Source organism: Pilosibacter sp. NGB245, from assembly GCF_057397225.1.
Map to the genome: position 1 here is coordinate 1,071,350 of NZ_CM171584.1, position 16,660 is coordinate 1,088,009.

At 51.3% G+C, this 16,660-nt stretch carries 17 protein-coding genes and 1 pseudogene; 11 read left to right on the forward strand and 7 right to left on the reverse strand.

What is annotated here, in order from left to right; genetic code table 11:
• The first annotated feature begins 39 nt into the window (after positions 1 to 39).
• On the forward strand, positions 40 to 480 hold the full coding sequence (locus ACXMYH_RS04710; protein ID WP_486555608.1) for a GTP pyrophosphokinase: 441 nt from the start codon (positions 40 to 42) through the stop codon (positions 478 to 480).
• A 7-nt stretch (positions 481 to 487) separates the two neighbouring features.
• Here the strand turns inward: ACXMYH_RS04710 and ACXMYH_RS04715 are convergent, their stop codons facing one another.
• Positions 488 to 916 (reverse strand): hypothetical protein, encoded by a 429-nt coding sequence (locus tag ACXMYH_RS04715; RefSeq protein ID WP_118298497.1) that lies wholly within the window; start codon positions 914 to 916, stop codon positions 488 to 490.
• A 190-nt stretch (positions 917 to 1,106) separates the two neighbouring features.
• Between ACXMYH_RS04715 and ACXMYH_RS04720 the strand changes: the two genes are divergently transcribed.
• On the forward strand, positions 1,107 to 1,370 hold the full coding sequence (locus tag ACXMYH_RS04720; protein WP_118529503.1) for a helix-turn-helix domain-containing protein: 264 nt from the start codon (positions 1,107 to 1,109) through the stop codon (positions 1,368 to 1,370).
• On the opposite strand, the gene ACXMYH_RS04725 is transcribed toward ACXMYH_RS04720, so the two are convergent.
• Together ACXMYH_RS04725 and ACXMYH_RS04730 are read right to left on the reverse strand one after the other, a co-directional pair.
• Positions 1,324 to 1,734, reverse strand: a complete 411-nt coding sequence (locus ACXMYH_RS04725) for a helix-turn-helix domain-containing protein (RefSeq protein ID WP_147352701.1) — start codon at positions 1,732 to 1,734, stop codon at positions 1,324 to 1,326. The genes ACXMYH_RS04720 and ACXMYH_RS04725 overlap by 47 nt on opposite strands.
• A 479-nt stretch (positions 1,735 to 2,213) precedes the next feature.
• Positions 2,214 to 3,578 (reverse strand): MATE family efflux transporter, encoded by a 1,365-nt coding sequence (locus tag ACXMYH_RS04730; protein ID WP_215703156.1) that lies wholly within the window; start codon positions 3,576 to 3,578, stop codon positions 2,214 to 2,216.
• Between the two features lie 569 nt (positions 3,579 to 4,147).
• Here ACXMYH_RS04730 and nudC point away from each other — a divergent pair.
• Positions 4,148 to 5,032 carry an NAD(+) diphosphatase gene (gene nudC / locus ACXMYH_RS04735; protein ID WP_215703157.1) on the forward strand — a complete coding sequence of 295 codons (885 nt, stop codon included), beginning with the start codon at positions 4,148 to 4,150 and terminating at the stop codon, positions 5,030 to 5,032.
• Between the two features lie 166 nt (positions 5,033 to 5,198).
• Here nudC and ACXMYH_RS04740 read toward each other — a convergent pair whose 3' ends face one another.
• The gene (locus ACXMYH_RS04740; RefSeq protein ID WP_486555609.1) at positions 5,199 to 6,095 is read right to left on the reverse strand and encodes a LysR family transcriptional regulator; all 897 of its coding nucleotides are present in this window, start codon (positions 6,093 to 6,095) and stop codon (positions 5,199 to 5,201) included.
• Between the two features lie 460 nt (positions 6,096 to 6,555).
• Positions 6,556 to 7,446: a DUF4392 domain-containing protein gene (locus ACXMYH_RS04745; RefSeq protein ID WP_215703158.1), complete on the reverse strand. Its 891-nt coding sequence runs from the start codon at positions 7,444 to 7,446 to the stop codon at positions 6,556 to 6,558.
• Positions 7,447 to 7,950: 504 nt separating this feature from the next.
• Here ACXMYH_RS04745 and ACXMYH_RS04750 point away from each other — a divergent pair.
• Positions 7,951 to 8,292: a DUF3870 domain-containing protein gene (locus tag ACXMYH_RS04750; RefSeq protein ID WP_118298490.1), complete on the forward strand. Its 342-nt coding sequence runs from the start codon at positions 7,951 to 7,953 to the stop codon at positions 8,290 to 8,292.
• Positions 8,293 to 8,680: 388 nt separating this feature from the next.
• A complete protein-coding gene (locus ACXMYH_RS04755) occupies positions 8,681 to 9,580 on the forward strand; it encodes a YitT family protein (RefSeq protein ID WP_405580336.1) in 900 nt (299 codons plus the stop codon).
• Between the two features lie 403 nt (positions 9,581 to 9,983).
• Here the strand turns inward: ACXMYH_RS04755 and ACXMYH_RS04760 are convergent, their stop codons facing one another.
• Together ACXMYH_RS04760 and ACXMYH_RS04765 are read right to left on the reverse strand one after the other, a co-directional pair.
• The gene (locus tag ACXMYH_RS04760; protein ID WP_118529509.1) at positions 9,984 to 10,844 is read right to left on the reverse strand and encodes an ABC transporter permease; all 861 of its coding nucleotides are present in this window, start codon (positions 10,842 to 10,844) and stop codon (positions 9,984 to 9,986) included.
• Complete coding sequence (locus tag ACXMYH_RS04765) at positions 10,831 to 11,712, reverse strand: ABC transporter ATP-binding protein (protein WP_118299130.1); 882 nt, start codon at positions 11,710 to 11,712, stop codon at positions 10,831 to 10,833. The genes ACXMYH_RS04760 and ACXMYH_RS04765 overlap by 14 nt, the downstream gene beginning before the upstream one ends.
• Before the next feature lie 430 nt (positions 11,713 to 12,142).
• Between ACXMYH_RS04765 and ACXMYH_RS04770 the strand changes: the two genes are divergently transcribed.
• The 6 genes and pseudogenes from ACXMYH_RS04770 to ACXMYH_RS04795 form a co-directional block, all read left to right on the forward strand.
• Positions 12,143 to 13,465, forward strand: coding sequence for an efflux RND transporter periplasmic adaptor subunit (locus ACXMYH_RS04770; RefSeq protein WP_215703160.1), 1,323 nt, complete (start codon positions 12,143 to 12,145; stop codon positions 13,463 to 13,465).
• Between the two features lie 3 nt (positions 13,466 to 13,468).
• The gene (locus ACXMYH_RS04775) at positions 13,469 to 14,293 is read left to right on the forward strand and encodes an ABC transporter ATP-binding protein (protein WP_118299128.1); all 825 of its coding nucleotides are present in this window, start codon (positions 13,469 to 13,471) and stop codon (positions 14,291 to 14,293) included.
• Positions 14,287 to 15,498 (forward strand): ABC transporter permease, encoded by a 1,212-nt coding sequence (locus ACXMYH_RS04780; protein WP_486555610.1) that lies wholly within the window; start codon positions 14,287 to 14,289, stop codon positions 15,496 to 15,498. The genes ACXMYH_RS04775 and ACXMYH_RS04780 overlap by 7 nt, the downstream gene beginning before the upstream one ends.
• A gap of 63 nt (positions 15,499 to 15,561) precedes the next feature.
• Positions 15,562 to 15,816 (forward strand): GtrA family protein, encoded by a 255-nt coding sequence (locus tag ACXMYH_RS04785; RefSeq protein ID WP_486555611.1) that lies wholly within the window; start codon positions 15,562 to 15,564, stop codon positions 15,814 to 15,816.
• Entirely contained in the window at positions 15,800 to 16,369 is a 570-nt protein-coding gene (locus ACXMYH_RS04790) for a phosphatase PAP2 family protein (protein WP_486555612.1), read from the forward strand. The genes ACXMYH_RS04785 and ACXMYH_RS04790 overlap by 17 nt, the downstream gene beginning before the upstream one ends.
• 39 nt (positions 16,370 to 16,408) lie before the next feature.
• Positions 16,409 to 16,621, forward strand: a pseudogene (locus ACXMYH_RS04795) (winged helix-turn-helix domain-containing protein); the annotation flags it as partial.
• Positions 16,622 to 16,660: the final 39 nt, after the last annotated feature.

Below are 16,660 nucleotides of genomic sequence, written 5' to 3' on the forward strand. Positions count from 1 at the left end.
GTCCAGTATATCTGTTCCAGGATCAAATCGCCGGAGAGCATGATGGAGAAATTAAAGAGGAAAGCGCTGCCGGAGACACTGGAGTCGGCACTCTGTGAAGTCCATGATGCGGTGGGAGTCCGGGTCATCTGTTCCTTTGCGGATGATGTGTTCCGGGTGGAAAAATGGCTGAAAAGTCAGGAAAACTATGAACTGGTCAAAGAAAAGGACTACATTTCATATCCGAAGCCAAACGGGTATCGCGGGATCCATCTGATCCTTCGGGGAATGACCGGAAAAACGGCGGGAACTTATGTGGAGATCCAGCTCCGGACGATCGCCATGGAGTTCTGGGCGAGCCTGGAACACCAGCTGAAATATAAAAAGGAGATCGGACATGCGGCGATGATGAGCGGGGAATTAAAGCAGTGCGCGGATGATATCGCGTCCGTAGATCTTTCGATGCAGACGATCCGCGATATCATCGAGACGGAAGAGTGAAAAGCTCTCAGCCGCGGATCCGCGCATGGATCCCGGAAGTGAGATTCGGGTGTTTCAGACCGCAGATCCGCTGTTTCGGGCTGCCGCCGATGAAGACGCGTTTCCAGACATCCTGGTCCAGTTCATCGTCATGGACATACACTTCGATATCGGTCATCGGCGGGAGCGGAGTTCCGCCGAGCGTGAAGCTGCCGGATGGATCCTGGATCAGGATCCCCTCTTTCACGACGTCTTTCTGCATATAAGAAGCGGCAAACTGAGCGGAGGAGAGATGTGTGATGAGTTCCAGCATCAGGTCGATCTTCAGGCTTTCCTCGGCGGACATTTCCTGTTTATTCAGAGCGCTTGTGAGTACGGATTCATATTTTTCGAGAAAATTTCCGCATGCGGATTCCAGCGTGGAGAGATCCTGCTTCAGTTCGTTTGTGATTTCCATAAAGACATCCTCCTTTAAATATATTTGGGAATTGAGAAACCTGCTCCGGAAACGGCAGCAGGATTATTTTTCATGATGATAATCCAATAATTTCCACAAATGACATTCACTGAATGTCATCGGTGTTTCAATAATAACATATATTGTTTGGAGTGACAATCAGTGAATGCCAAACAAGGAGTGTTATTATATGTATAAAAATAAAACAATATCCGGCAGGAACAATATCTGCGGGATCAAAATTCATGAGCTTCGCTGTGCGATGACGGATGTATCGCAGAAGCATCTGGCGGACATGCTCCAGCTCAAGGGACTGGATCTTGATAAGAATGCGATCCAGAGGATCGAGAGCGGGAAGCGGTTTGTGACCGATATTGAGCTGCGTTATTTCGCAAAGGTCTTAAACGTCAGTTATGAGGCACTTCTGGATCCGGATGTTCCTGAGAATGAGTAAAAGCTTTTGTGTAGTAATTTCCCGCAAACAGATCTGAACGTGCTTTCGACCGTCTGTTTGAGGAAAAATCGTCTTTTTCCTGGAAGAGAAGACCGATATGGTACGGAAAACCGCCGTCAAAGATGCGGTGGTAGGCGGGACTTCCGTCCTCACGGATCAGGAGTGTTTCCAGCGGAACCTGAAATAATTCACCGAGTACCAGCATATTCGGGAGGGAAGGAAAGGATTCCCCCCGGAGCCATTTATAGATCGACTGGGGACTGTCCAGTTCCAGCGCGTCCTGGAGATCCCGCACGGTCATTTTTCTTCTTCGCATTTCATCCCGGATCTTTTTTCCGGTCAGTTTTTTCGACAGATTTTTCATACTTTCAATCTTATCCTCCATATTTCCAATCAGAACAGATCAATATCAACTGTCGGACATAAAAAACGTTGCCGGCAGCCGGATGGGAAAGTATTCAATATATTTTCAAGGGAAACGGACGGCGGATCCTTGCCGGCCGGTGTGAAGATCTGAAGCCTTTGTTTTGCAGGCAGGTCTATCATACTATAAAATTCCGGGTTTGTCTTGAACTAAAAGGTTAAAATGAGAAATTTTATGAAAAAATATCAGGGCAGTGGATCCGGGGAGATGTACAGCTTACAGCGGGAAAGACAGAAAATGCACATTTTTCAGATGTAATGGGAAATAAAGACAAAAAAGATGGAAAACAGGAATCCGGCAGGACTGTCTTATCCCCGGACAGGAACCGGGAAAATGGTCTGCAGGGAATCTGTTTTCCACCTCTGAAAAATATAAATGATGTTATTTTAAGCATTGGAGACTGAGCTGCTCCGCTCCGGTTACTTTTCCTGACGTGCCTTTAACGGAAGGATTTCTTTCCGATACACATAGCCGAGGCAGACTGCACTGAAAATGATCGCGAAAACTTCGGCGATCGGGAATGCGAACCATACGACGTGAAGTCCTCCGAGTTTCGCAAAAACAAATGCGACCGGGAGAAGAACGACCAGCTGACGGAACACGGAGATCCATAAGCTCAGCATGCCGTGACCAAGCGCCTGGAACATGGAAGAGCAGACGATGGAGAATCCGGCGAACAGGAAGCTCAGGGAGATGGTCCGGAGTGCCGGGATGCCGATGGAGAGCATGGTGTCGGAGGCGCTGAAGATCATTAGGAGCTTATCCGGTATGAGCTGAACGACCGCTAAACCGATCAGCATGATCGTTACGGCATACATGGCAGCGAGCTTCAGGGTTCCCATGATGCGGTCCGGCTTTCCGGCGCCGTAGTTGTAGGCGATGATCGGGACCGTTCCGTTGTTCAGACCGAAGACCGGCATGAACACGAAGCTCTGGAGCTTAAAGTAGATGCCGAACACCGCAGTCGCCGTGGAGGAGAATGCGATGAGGATCTTGTTCATTCCGAAGGTCATGACACTTCCGATGGATGCCATGATGATGGACGGAATACCGACTGCATAAATATGGCTGATAATCTCGCTGTTTGGTTTAAAGTCACGGAGAGAGATCGTGATCTCATGGTTTCTCGTCTTGTTAAAGAAGAAACCGAGACAAAAGGCGATGATCTGCCCGATCACGGTAGCGCCGGCCGCACCCGCGATGCCGAGAGCAGGCGCTCCGAAATAACCGAAGATCAGGATCGGATCCAGAACGATGTTGATGATCGCGCCGAGACCCTGGGTGTACATGGAGTAGATCGTTTTTCCGGTGGACTGTAAGAGACGCTCACAGGCGATCTCCATGAAAAGTCCGAAGGAAGCGATCGTGCAGACTCTTAAATAAGTAGTTCCGAGATCCACGATCTCCTCGATATCGGTCTGGAGACAGAAGAACTGTCTTGCAAAGCAGAGGCCGAAGAGTGCAAATACGACATAGCTCAATGCAGCAAGGAACAGAGCGTGATCCGCGATCTTGTTGGCGCGTTCAAAGTTCTTTTCCCCAAGGTTTCTCGAGAGGGCGGCGTTGACACCGACGCCGGTTCCGGTCGCAACGGCGATCATCAGGTTCTGGGCCGGGAACGCCAGGGATACGGCGGTCAGGGCATTTTCACTGAGCTGTGCGACGAACATACTGTCGACAATGTTATAAAGTGCCTGGACGAGCATCGAGATCATCATCGGCACGGACATGGAGATCAGAAGCCGGTTTAGCGGCATGACTCCCATCTTGTTTTCTGTTGCCATAGAACATGACTCCTTTCATACATACATCCCTGCCTGTTTTCAGAAAAGAAAAAATGTAGGTAACGATTCAGCAGGTCTGCGCAGTTGCTGCGCTGACCGTAAGAAAGCCTTGACTTGAGGGAAAAATTCCATCGGCGCAGCGATCTGGAATGGATTTTTGCTCATAGCTTGCCATGCATCCGAAGGGAAGCTCCGGGGGAGATTCCAGTAGGTGTGAAGGTACTGAACAGTTACAAATGTGGAAAGACTGCCGAAAGTTTGTACTTTGGCAGTCAGGATTCCTGAAAAAGGCATACTGTCTGGCATTATACGACAAATAAAAATGTTCGTCAACATAGATCTCATAGGTTGCCGTGCCGGGGGAAGAGTTTTGCTGATCTTAGCGGATTTTGCCGGATTGACAAAAGGGCGGGGGCGGCGTATCATAAAAACGATGCGGTAATTTTTGCGGACAGAGTGTGTCCGTGTACTGCAGCATGAAAATTTCATGGTTTCCGTCTGAGAAAAACGAGGAAAGCTGTGTACAGAGCAGAGAGCGGAAACTTATATTAATGAATAGGAGAGAAAGAATGATCCAGGAAATCGCCCCACATAAATTTGATCTGACTTACGGACAGCCGAAGGCGCAGGATGAGGACTTTGTCCTCTTTATCAAGAAGAGCAAGACACTTTTGAGAAAAACAGCTGAGGAGAATCATGAGATTCCGAAGTTTTCTGATTTCCAGGAAGACAAAGAAGCGCTGAAAGAGAACGCGTACTATCTGTTCGCGATCGATGGAAATCATTATTATTATGTGACAGAGATGCCGGAACATGTCTCCGACGCATATGAGCTCTGCCCGACAGCGGCATATCGGAAGATGCATCCGATGTACCAGGCGTTCGCAGGGATCACTGCTACCCAGCTTCACCGCTTTAAGGAGAGCAGAAAGTACTGCGGATGCTGCGGTCACCTGATGGAAAACAGCAAGACCGAGCGCGCGCTGGTATGCCCGGAGTGCGGACAGACTGAGTATCCGAAGATCTCCCCGGCTGTGATCGTTGCGATTTCCGATGGGGACCGTCTCCTGATGTCCAGATACCGTGTGAACAACAATCCGTACCGCGGATATGCGCTGATCGCCGGTTTTGTAGAGATCGGAGAGAGTTTTGAGGAGACGATCCACCGCGAGGTCATGGAGGAAGTTGGCCTGAAGGTCAAAAATATCCGCTATTATAAGAGCCAGCCGTGGGCATTCTCCGACACGGAGATGATCGGATTCTTCGCGGAGCTCGATGGACCGGACAAGATCAAGCTTCAGGAGGACGAGCTCTCCGAGGCTGGCTGGTACCACCGCGATGAGATCCCGGATGAGACGATGATGAACAGCATTGGAAGTGAGCTTAAGATGGTGTTCAAGTACGGAAGTCTCGAGAAGTTCTATGAGGCGACCGGGTATCACGACGAAAATTAGGGATATGGGAATATCGGATCAAGTGTGATCCTGATGGGGATCCTGCAGAAAGAATCGATGGCAGGTTGTAAATTGAAAAAAAGCCGGAGACTGAATTTCAGACTGTACGAGAAATTCAGTTTCCGGCTTTTTGCAACAGAAATTTTCTGCTAAAAAGACAGATGGATCAGGCTTTGCGGAATGTCCGGCAGAATTCCAGAAATTCTCGCAGGGTATCAGGAATATCCTGTGGATGATAACAGAATCCGATCACGCGTTTCGGAATCGGGATATCAAGCGGGATCTCGATAAGCGTACCGTTTTTCAGATCATCTTCGATGAAGTCTTTGATGACGCAGCCGATCCCGAGTCCGATCCGGGAGAACTCGATGAGGAGTTCCATGTCAGTCGTCTCGAGGATCTGGTTGATCTCGATCTGATTGTCGGACAGGTAGGCATCGACGTGTTTCCGGCTCATGTTGGAGCGGTTTAAGAGCATGATATTTCCGGTCTTAAAGATATCCGGGTCGTTTCCTTCTCTTAAATGAAGATTCTCCAGGTAGGCAGGCGTACAGACGAAGATGTCGCTGATCTCCATCAGGGGCTGGAAGTGGAGTCCTTTTCTGTTTTTTGGCTCAGCGACAAGGCCGATATCGATCTTTCTGGCATCGAGCATGTCGAGTGTCTGGTAGGTGGACTGGCTCTCGATGGCGATGTTTACATGTGGATATTTTCCGATAAATCCTTTTAAGTAGGGGAGGAGGACGTATTTACACAGGGTGTTGCTGACGCCGATCTTTAAGTTTCCGATATGGAAGTCATGGATCCGTTTGAGTTCGCGTTCGCCGTGACCGATGGAGTCGAAGGCTGTGTTCACATGCTGGAAGAGGATGGTTCCTTCTCTTGTGAGCTGGACTCCGCGGGAGTTTCGGTTGAAGAGTCTGGTTCCGAGGCTTTCTTCAAGTTTGCTGATGGCTTTGCTGATGGCGGGCTGGCTGATGTAGAGTTCTTTGGCAGCCCGGGAGATGTTGCCGCAGCGGGCTACCTCGTAGAAGATTTTGTATTGTGACAGATGTTGTTCCATGAAAATACCGCTGTCCTGTCAGGGACCGCAGGAACATAACCCCCTTTCATATGTGGTATTCGTATTATTTATAGCTATTATAATGAATGGGGGTGGGGATGTCAATATGAAATTGATGGCGAAAGGTACGCGCCGGTCGGCCTCCGGCTTCGGGCACTCGGGATTTTAGGGGCGGTTCCTCTAGACTTGCGGAAGAATGCTAAGGGCGGAGAAGATGGGACACAACTCGCTGCGCTCAAACAAGTGTCCCATCTCCTCCAACGCATTCTCCCGCGAGCCAAGAGGAAGCCAAGCCCCTGAAATCAGGCACCCGGATCCGGAGGCCGGCCGGCGCTGAAATTGGCTGTGCTGGGTGGGGATCGCAGGCGCTGCGCTGTGCGATCCTGGATAGTGGTGATGTCAGATGCGGTATGTTTTGAAGATTTCTGATATCTGGTACTGGACTGTGTGCAATCCTGGCTTAGGCGATCGCACAGAGGCCCAGTTCTTTTTTGAGGATTTCATCGACGGAGTCGAGGATTCCGAGGTGTGTCTCGAGATCGAGGTGGTCTACGGTCATTTCATTTTTTCGGGTGCAGCCGTCGACGCTGCCTGCGGCTACGGCGAGACGGAGAGATTCGGTCTCTTCGGCGCGGGTCGGGAGCAGGCTCTTCTCGGCGAGGAGGGAGCAGAGGGCGGCGATGCCGATGCCCCACCAGTTGGAGACGCCGCTTGCGAGTGTGAGATCGGCGGCTTCGGCGGTGCAGATCTTATCTCCGAACGGGACAAATGTCTCGATCACATTCCGGTAGGTTCCCATTCCCATTTCGTTTCCGCCGTCACCGATGGAGATCGTGACTGCTCCGGCTTTTTTTGCCTCGGAGAGGAAGAGGGCGGAGTCGGTGATCATGTCGTCGAGGACTTCACCGCGCATGCTGTGATAGTGGCCATTGGCGGCTTTTCCTGGGCGTTCTAAGGAGATGAAGTGGGTCGGGGAGAAGTTTTTGATGCAGCTTCGGATGAAGTCTTCGGTGTCTGTTTTTGGCAGCATCATGAGTTTTGCTTTAGGTGCGCGGTAGCAGACGACGTCGCTCACGATGGAGAAGGCGGGTTCGTCGGTGATCACGAGGACGGAGACGCCGAGTGCTGTCAGGGCGGCGGCGATATCGGCGATGCCGAGAGGTCCGTCTGTCTCGCCTACATAGGTTCCGTCTTCAAGGCGGACCGGGAAACCGGTGAGAAGGATCACGCGGCGGGCAGTGGAGAGTGTTTCAAGTGTTTCGCGGATCGGGTTGTCCGGCAGTGCTTTTAAGAGTCCGCGGTTTCCGAAGTCCTGTTTCATAATGGTATCCAGATCTTTAAAGAATGTCATGTTCATATCCTCCAATTGATGATCGGGCTGCAGGGAAGCGGAGATGGGATCGCCTGGGACGGTCCGGGGCTTTTGCGGCAGCGCGAATGTGATGAGAAGGAGAATGCTTTTTTCGTATCAGGGCAACAAAAAAAGCCACTGATCCCCTTGTTGGAAGATTCATGGCTCTTATTTACGGTGGGAGCATCCGGGCAGGAGTCCCGATAAATAAAAGAATCTGTTTTTTGTATCTTTAGTTTAGTGGAAATGGGTGGAAATGTCAATGGAAAAAGGGAAATTCCGGTGGTATAATAAGCAGTAAAGTTACTTTTTATGGGTAGGAATTTTCTGAACTGAAAATTCCGTATGATACTGTTATGGCCGCAGATTTTGCCGATTCGGAATGCGAAGCATCGGCAAAATCCTGTTACAGTGCGCGGGCATGGAGTGCCCGTGTACTGTAACGCAGTAAGGTTATAAGTTGATCAATGGAAGTACAGAGTTTTGGGAAAAGGGGAATACATTATGGAGAACAGGAACACGATCCTCGTGGTCGGCCAGGCGAAGCCGAGCAAAGAGGATGCGATCTACAATCTGCACGGGGAATTTTATATCAGTCTGATCGTGGAGCGGGAGACTGGAAAAATTTTGGAGCTGGACTGCAATACGATCCTGGATGTGACAAAGCGGTTTGTGGCATCGATGTTTGTCGGAAAAAGTTTAAAGACGGATATTCCGGCGATCGAGAAGGAGATCCGGGAGCGGTATTTTGCGCTGACGCAAAAGCCTCTGATCGCGTGTATGAAGGACGCGTGCAACCGGTATCTCACGGCAATCGGGGAGAATTGTCCGCAGAAGAAGAGCTGAGGAGACTGAAAAGATGCAGGAATGTCTGATCAGACTGAGCTGAACGACCGGTTAAAGGAACTTTTAACAGAGCAGAGATGAGAACTATAACATAATTGTATAGATCTGGAAACAAAAGAGTATAAATTTTAACATTCTTAAGCCGGAGCTTGTCTCCGGCTGTTTTTTTCTTGTTTTTTCCGGGATGGATTGACAAGGGGAAAAAACATGATAAAGTTATGAATGCTGTTTTTCAAAACCCCATGAAAAAGCGGCAGATAGACAGAGGTCTGGCATGAAAAAATGATTCCACAGAAATATCCGGGAGACAGGTTTTCTGCGATATGTTGAGAAACATGTGACCCTGTTATCATGAAAATCTAAAGTATGAAAAAGGAGTACCCCACTTATGAGTTCGTGGAATGATGTAACGAAAAAGGTGCGCGGGATGCGGAAAAATTTCGCATTCCGCTGTGCGATTTCTTTTGTGGCAGTTCTGGCATCTGCCCTTTTGCAGTCCTATGTGATTCTGGCGTTTATCCGTCCGGCGGGACTTTTGTCCAGCGGATTTACAGGACTTGCGATCCTGATCGACCGAATTACCGAGCTGTACGGATTTTCCGTATCGACTTCCCTGGCGTTAGTTGTCCTGAATCTCCCGGTCGCACTCATGTGCTGCCGCAGCATTAACGTGAAATTTACCGTATTTTCACTTTTACAGGTATTTTTCGCCAGCTTTTTCTTAAAAGTCTGCCATTATACCCCGTTGTTTGATGACCTGACCCTGAATGTAATCTTCGGAGGTGTTCTTTATGGACTCTCTGTTGTTCTCGCACTGAAAGGAAATGCATCGACCGGCGGTACCGACTTTATCGCACTTTATGTCTCAAATAAGACAGGAAAGTCGATCTGGAATTACGTGTTCATGGGAAATGTCTGCATCCTTGTGATCTTCGGACACATGTTCGGATGGAAATATGCAGGTTATTCGATCCTGTTCCAGTTCATTTCCACAAAGATGATCTCCACCTTCCATCACCGCTACGACCGCGTGACCTTACAGATCACGACCGAGAAGGCGGAGGAGATCATGAAAAAGTACGTCAGCCAGTACCACCACGGAATTTCCTGTGTGGAAGCGATCGGCGGTTACAGCCACAAAAAGATGTATCTGCTCCACACCGTGATCTCTTCCTATGAGATCAACGATATCGTCCAGCTGATCCAGGATGTGGATGAGCATGTGATCATCAACGTATTTAAGACGGAGAACTTCTACGGAGGATTCTACCGGGAGTCCCTGGATTAAGAAAATCAAAAAGTAATAAAGTAACTATTCAGTAGGTCTGCGCACTTGCTGCGCTGACCGTAATAAAACATGGGACGGAAGGCAAAAATCCCATCGGCGAAGCCGATCTGGAATGGATTTTTGCTCGTAACTTGCCATGCATCCGAAGGGAAGCTCCGGGGGAGGTTCCTGTAGGTGTGAGGGTACTGAACAGTTACGTAATAAATTACAGACAGCACACAGAACTCTGATTGTCGACATGGAAGGAGTACGTGTGCTGTCTTTTTATTTACGCGGACAACGAGCCAAAGTCCGCGCTTGCGCGAGACCTTGGCGACTGTCGCGATAACAAGGGGAAACTCGCGAATCGTGTTTTTGCTTGTTTGACAGGAAATTCCTGCGTTAAATGTTGCGTACATTCGACTTAATGATGCCGCACACACCTTTTCTCCAGCATCGTCACCGCCTGATACAGCACCGCCGACAGCACACACAGGATCACGATAGACATGATCACGAGGTCCAGTTTGAAGACCTGGCTGCCGTAGATGATGAGAAAGCCGAGGCCTGCCTGCGCGGAGAGAAATTCCCCGATGATGACGCCGACGAGACAGAGACCGATGTTGACCTTCATGTTGCTGATGATGAGAGGGACAGAACCTGGCAGCAGGACCTTTGTGAGGACATCTTTCTGCTTCCCTCCGAGCGTATAGATCAGCCGGATCTGATCCGGGTCCATGGAGAGAAAGCCGTTGTAGAGCGTTAAGATCGAGCCGAAGACCGCCACGGAGACGGCCGCCGTGATGATCGTTTTCATGTTGTTGCCGAGCCAGACGATGAGGACCGGGGCGAGGGCGGACTTCGGCAGGCTGTTCAGCATGACAAGATACGGCTCCAGGATCTTTGCCAGCCGCCTGCTGGACCAGAGCGCCACCGCACCGAAGATCCCGATGCATGTCACGAGAAAAAAGCTGAGCATCGTCTCAAGAATCGTGATCCCCGTGTGATAAAAGATCGTCCGGTCCGCCGCCATGGAAAGAAAACAGGAGAGCACGCGGGACGGAGAACTGAAAATAAAATCATTCAGGATCCCGATGCGGGCACTGACTTCCCAGGAAACAAGAAACAGGATCAGAAACAAGACCCGGCAGGCAAAAATCTGTCTGCGGATCCGCCGTTCCTGTTCCAGATAGCGATGCTGGGCGGGAGAGACGGAGAGCGCTTCCGTGGGGATCGCACCCCGCCGCCGGAAAAAAAGAAAAGAAGCGATATCATGAAATTTCATCCGCTCCACCTCCGATCCCACATTTCGGTCCGTCATTTTCATCCTTTAGAGGAACACCCCCATACTTCCGATCATTTCCGTCCAAAGCCATTTCATCACCTTCCCCTGAATTTCCAAGAATCCTCCACAATTCATTAAAATAAGAAGAAAACTCCGGATAATTCCGCCGCTTCAAAGGACTCGTCTCATGATCCGGAAAACGGATCAGAAGCTCCCCCTTGATCCGCCCGGGCCGGCTCGTCAGGACCAGGATCCGGTCTGCCGCGCTGACGGCCTCGGAGAGATCGTGCGTGATCAGGATCGCCGTCTTTTTCCGGCTGCGGATGATCGAGCTGATATCATCACAGACGGAGAGTCTTGTCTGATAATCAAGAGCAGAAAACGGCTCATCGAGAAGCAGAAGATCCGGCTCCAGCGCCAGTGTCCGGATCAACGCCGCCCGCTGCCGCATGCCGCCGGAAAGCTCGGACGGCCTTGCGTCATAAAAATACTGAAGCCCATACGCATCAAGAAGCTCTCTCAGCCGCCCGATATGCCCGGGATCACACTTCCCCTGAACCTCAAGCCCGAGAGAAGCATTTGAAAAAATCGTGCGCCACTCAAACAGATGATCACGCTGCAGCATATACCCGATCCCGGACGATCCCTTCGCGACCGGGATCCCATCCAGAAGGATCTCCCCCCGCTCCGGCGCCAGAAGCCCGGAAAGCAGCGAAAGCAGCGTAGACTTCCCACACCCCGACGGCCCGACAATACAAAGAAACTCCCCACTGTTCACATGAAACGATATATCAGAAAGGGCCTTCGTCTCTCCCTCCAACGTATGATAGGAGAAATCCACCCCATTCACTTCCAACTTCGGAGTCATGGACACCTCACAAACAGTATTTATTATAAAATATGAATCCATATCTGCACACGTGAACCGTTATGCATCAATCTTTCCTTTTGTCCACCGCCAGCGCAGACCACCCACCAGGCACGGGTGCATATTTGCGGGGCTTGGCTTCCTCTAGGCTCGCAAAAGAATGCGTTGGAGGCGCGGGGACACTTGTCTGAGCGAAGCGAGTTGTGTCCCCGCACCTCCGCCCTTAGCATTCTTTCGCAAGCCTAGAGGAACCGCTCCGAAAATCCCGGCACCCGCGCCTGGTGGGTGGCCTGCGCGTCCCCCTCGCCAATCCCCCAAACCGTAAAGATTCCGCAAGAAAACCGAAAGACAGAAGTCCAAAAAACGCAAGCTTTCCCTGCTATACTACTCCTTAGTATAAAAAACAACACAAACACCAAGGGAGTAAACCATGAGCAGTGAAGAAAAAATCTCACCTGATGAGTTCGATCAGGAACTGGAAGCTCTGATGAGCGGAAAAAAAGAACCAAAAAAGAAAAAAGGTGGAAAGAAAAAGAAGATCGCCGTTTCGGCAGCCGTCATCCTGGTCCTTGGGATCGCAGCCGGAAAGATCCTCGGCGGCGGAAAAGACATGGTCCCGGTGGTGGACACCGTAAACCCTGTGAGAAAAACGATCCAGAACCGCCTCTCCGTCACCGGCCCGGTATCCGGGACCGACAGCGTGGACGTCGTCTCCAACCTCCATGCGGAGATCCTGGAGATTCCGGTAAAAGAAGGGGACAAAGTCACAAAAGGACAGACACTGGCAGTCCTCGATGACTCCGATGTAAGAAAAACGGCAGATATCGCAAAAAACGATTACGATCTCGCAGTGAGCACCTGCGCGGAGAAAGACAAAGAAGCACGAAACGGCTACGCGAAAGCCATACAGGACCTAAATACCGCACAGGCGAACTACGACCGGACAAAAGCACTCTATGATGGCGGCAGCGTGCCGAAAGTAGACCTTGAGACCGCGGAAAACGGACTCAATGACGCGAAACGCGAGCGGGACTCCTATACCGTGAAGAATGGGACAGCCGTCGCGGACGATTCCTACCGCCTCCAGATCGAAAAGGCAAAATATGACTACGAGAAAGCGACGGAATCCCTGGAGGACACCGTGCTGAAAGCGCCGATCGACGGCACCGTGGTCCGCGTAAATACGAAAGTCGGCCGCTTTGCCGACAAGATGGAGAACGATGCCCCGCTGTTCGTGATCGAAAACCTCGACCAGCTGGAACTTGAGATCAAAGTCAGCGAATATTCGATCGGAAAAGTCGCACTCGGACAGGAGGCGGAGATATCAGCGGACATTTTAAATGGCGCAACGGTCCACGGAGTTGTCGACTCGATCTCCCCGACCGGAGAGGAAAAAGGCGGCGGTTCTACCGAACGCGTCATCCCGACAACGATTCGGATCACGGACAGCGATACGAAGCTGATCGCCGGGATCACCGCCCGCGCTTCGATCGTGCTGGAGGAATCGGAAAACGCCCTGACAGTCCCTGTGTCGGCAGTCATGGAGAAAGACGGGGCAGCTTATGTCCAGGAGCTCACGGACGGGGTCGTCTCCTGGGTTCCGGTCACCATCGGCGTGGAAGGAGATGTGGAGGCGGAGATCATCCCGCAGGAGGGCCATGCGCTGGACGAAAATTCGCTTCTGATCGCGGAGCCGGGAGAGCAGTATCCGGAAGGAATGGCTGTCAATTCAGCGGCAAAACAGGGGGAATAAGAGATGTTTGAAAAATGGAGAGGAGCTGCCTGGCTTACGGAAAATGTGACGGACGAGCTGATCCGCCTGGAAAATCTCGTGAAGATCTATGACACGGGCGCGATCCGGGTCCTGGGATTAAAAAAGATCAACCTGACGATCCGCCGCGGGGAATTTGTGGCGATCATGGGCCATTCCGGATCGGGAAAATCCACCCTGATGAACATTCTGGGCTGTCTCGACCGCCCGACACTCGGTCATTACTATCTGGATGGGATCGACACGGCGGCGCTGTCGCCGGATGAACTCTCGGCGGTGAGAAACAAAAAGATCGGTTTCGTATTCCAGTCCTTCAATCTGATCTCACGCACATCGGCATTAAAAAATGTGGAGCTGCCGATGACTTATGCGAGGATCCCGAAGAAAAAACGGACGGAGCGTGCCATGGAACTTTTAGATTGTGTGGGACTTGGCGCACGTGCCGGTCACATGCCGAACGAGATGTCTGGCGGACAGAGACAGCGCGTGGCGATCGCCAGAGCTCTCGCAAACGAACCGCCGCTGATCCTCGCGGATGAGCCGACGGGAAACCTCGACACGGCGGCATCGATCGAGATCATGGAGATCTTTGCGGAGCTCCACAAGGCTGGAGCCACGGTGATCGTGGTCACCCACGAGGAAAACATTGCCGCCTTCACGGATAGGATCATCCACTTTTCCGACGGACAGATCATCAAAGATGAGATCAATGAGAATCCGACAAAGGGGAGCGGGGAACTCCACATGAAGGGCCTCTACCGACATTTCCGGGAGGCAGCCGGAACAGAGAGCGGGGTGAGTTCATGTTAGGGGAAAATATGGTCATGGCGTTCCATGCCATCATGGCGAACAAGATGCGTTCCTTTCTGACGATGCTCGGCATCATCATCGGGATCGGTTCCGTCATCTCGATCGTCTCCATCGGAGACACCATGCGGGGACTGTTTGCGGATCTCTACAAGGATGCGGGAACGACGCAGGCAGTCGTGTCGATCGGATACTGGGTCGAGGACGTGCGGGACAGCGATTATTTCACATTGGATGACCTGGAGAAGATCCGGGAAGTGTTTGCAGACGAGATCGCATATATCGACAGTTATGCAAGTGTGAGTCCGGATGTCCGCGTGGGTCGGACTTCCATGAAATTTGATCTTCAGGGAGTCGACCGGGATTATCAGGAAGTACAGCCGGTGACGATGGTTGCCGGACGGTATTTAAACGAGAGTGATATCCTTGGAAGAAAGAAAAACGTGGTGATGGAGGCGGAGAGCGCCGGAAAACTTTTTGGAACGGAGGATGCGGTCGGGAAGACATTCCGGACGACGATCTACGGGGACACGGACCTCTATACCGTAGTCGGCGTCTATAAAAAGGAGATGAGCGCGTTTCAGAAACTGCTGATGGGCGGTTCCAGCGATACAGGGTCCGCATACATTCCGTACACGTTGCTCACCTGGCCGAATGATACGTTTTATTACTGCCGCTTATATGCAAAAGAAGGAACCGATATGGTGGATCTCATGTCCCGCCTGACCGCCTATCTCGGAAAATTAAAAGGGCGGAACGCAGGAGATTTCTATACGAACACGGTGGCGGATGAGATGGGAAGCATTGACAGCATGATGGGAGGACTTTCCATGGCGGTCGGCGGGATCGCGGCGATCTCCCTGATCGTCGGCGGGATCGGGATCATGAACATCATGCTGGTGTCCGTCACGGAGAGGACCCGGGAGATCGGGATCCGGAAAGCGCTGGGCGCGAGGACCAGGGATGTCCTGATCCAGTTCCTCACGGAGTCGGCGATCCTGTCCGCCCTGGGCGGGATCATCGGCGTCGTACTTGCCGTGACCGTTGTGACGGCGGGAGGTGCCGCGTTTGGACTCCCGGCCGTGATCCGGCCGGGGATCATCATTCTTGCAGTGTCATTTTCGGCGGTTGTCGGAATTTTCTTTGGAATCTATCCGGCATCGAAGGCCGCAAAGGCGGATCCGATCGACGCGCTGCGGTACGAGTAAAAAAGTCTGCGATCCCCTTTAAGAATTTACGCGGCTAATCTGTTTGCAAGAATGTTCAGCGCCGTGTATAATTATGAAATGAACTGCCGCCTGGTATTCCGGACCGGAGAGAGTCGGGAGTCATTTCTTGAATATGCAGCGCTGGCAGCCGGAAACCTGATCCTGGACAGCATTATCCTCGGGATCCTTGTGAGGGGAGGAATTCCTCTCTACGTGGCAAAGTTCATGACGGAATGTACCATGTTCCTGTTCAGCTGGATCATGCAGCATCAGATCATATTCAGAAAGAGAGGAAAGCAGTATGGGATGGGAGTTTGATATCTTAAACGGGATCCAGTCGGTATTTCAGTCGGATCTTATGGATCAGCTTATGCCTGCAGTCACCGCTCTCGGGAACGGCGGCATCTTCTGGATCGCGGCAGGACTTGTTTTTACTTTATATAAAAAGACGAGAACATTTGGAATCTGCATTCTGACAGCACTGGTCTTTGAGGTACTGAGCTGCAATGTGATTCTGAAACCTCTGGTCGCAAGACCGCGTCCGTTTACTTCAGATCCGGCGAGAATCCTTTTGATCCCGAGACCGGAAGATTATTCGTTTCCGTCTGGACATACGGCGGTATCCTTTGCTGCAGCGTCAGCCGCCTGGTTTATGAAGAAGAGAAAAACAGGTGTGGCTTTTGGGGCCGTCGCATGCCTGATCGCATTTTCGAGACTGTATCTGTATGTCCATTATCCGACGGATGTATTGGCCGGGGCTGTCATTGGAATCCTCTGCGGGGCAGCCGCTTCAAAACTGACAGAGATGGTAGCGGCGGCCCGAGAGGCACGAAGAGATTCCGGCCCGGAAATTCCGGTCGGGAAGTTATGAAAGAGGGAGAACCATGGAGAAAAAGCCGGGAATGTCGCTGAGTTTGAGCTTCTGAGGTTCATGGCGCAGAATCCGAATGTCGTATTTTCAAAGGATCGTCTCTTTGAGGCAGTCTGGGGATACGATTACGTCTCGGACGCGGCGACTGTGTCAGTCCATGTGAACAGGATCCGGGAGAAGATCGAGGACGATGCGAGAAATCCGAAGATCCTCGAGACGGTCTGGGGAGCGGGATACCGGTTGAATTCATAATTATAACATGAAAAAACCGCTTACGGATTTCCGGATCCA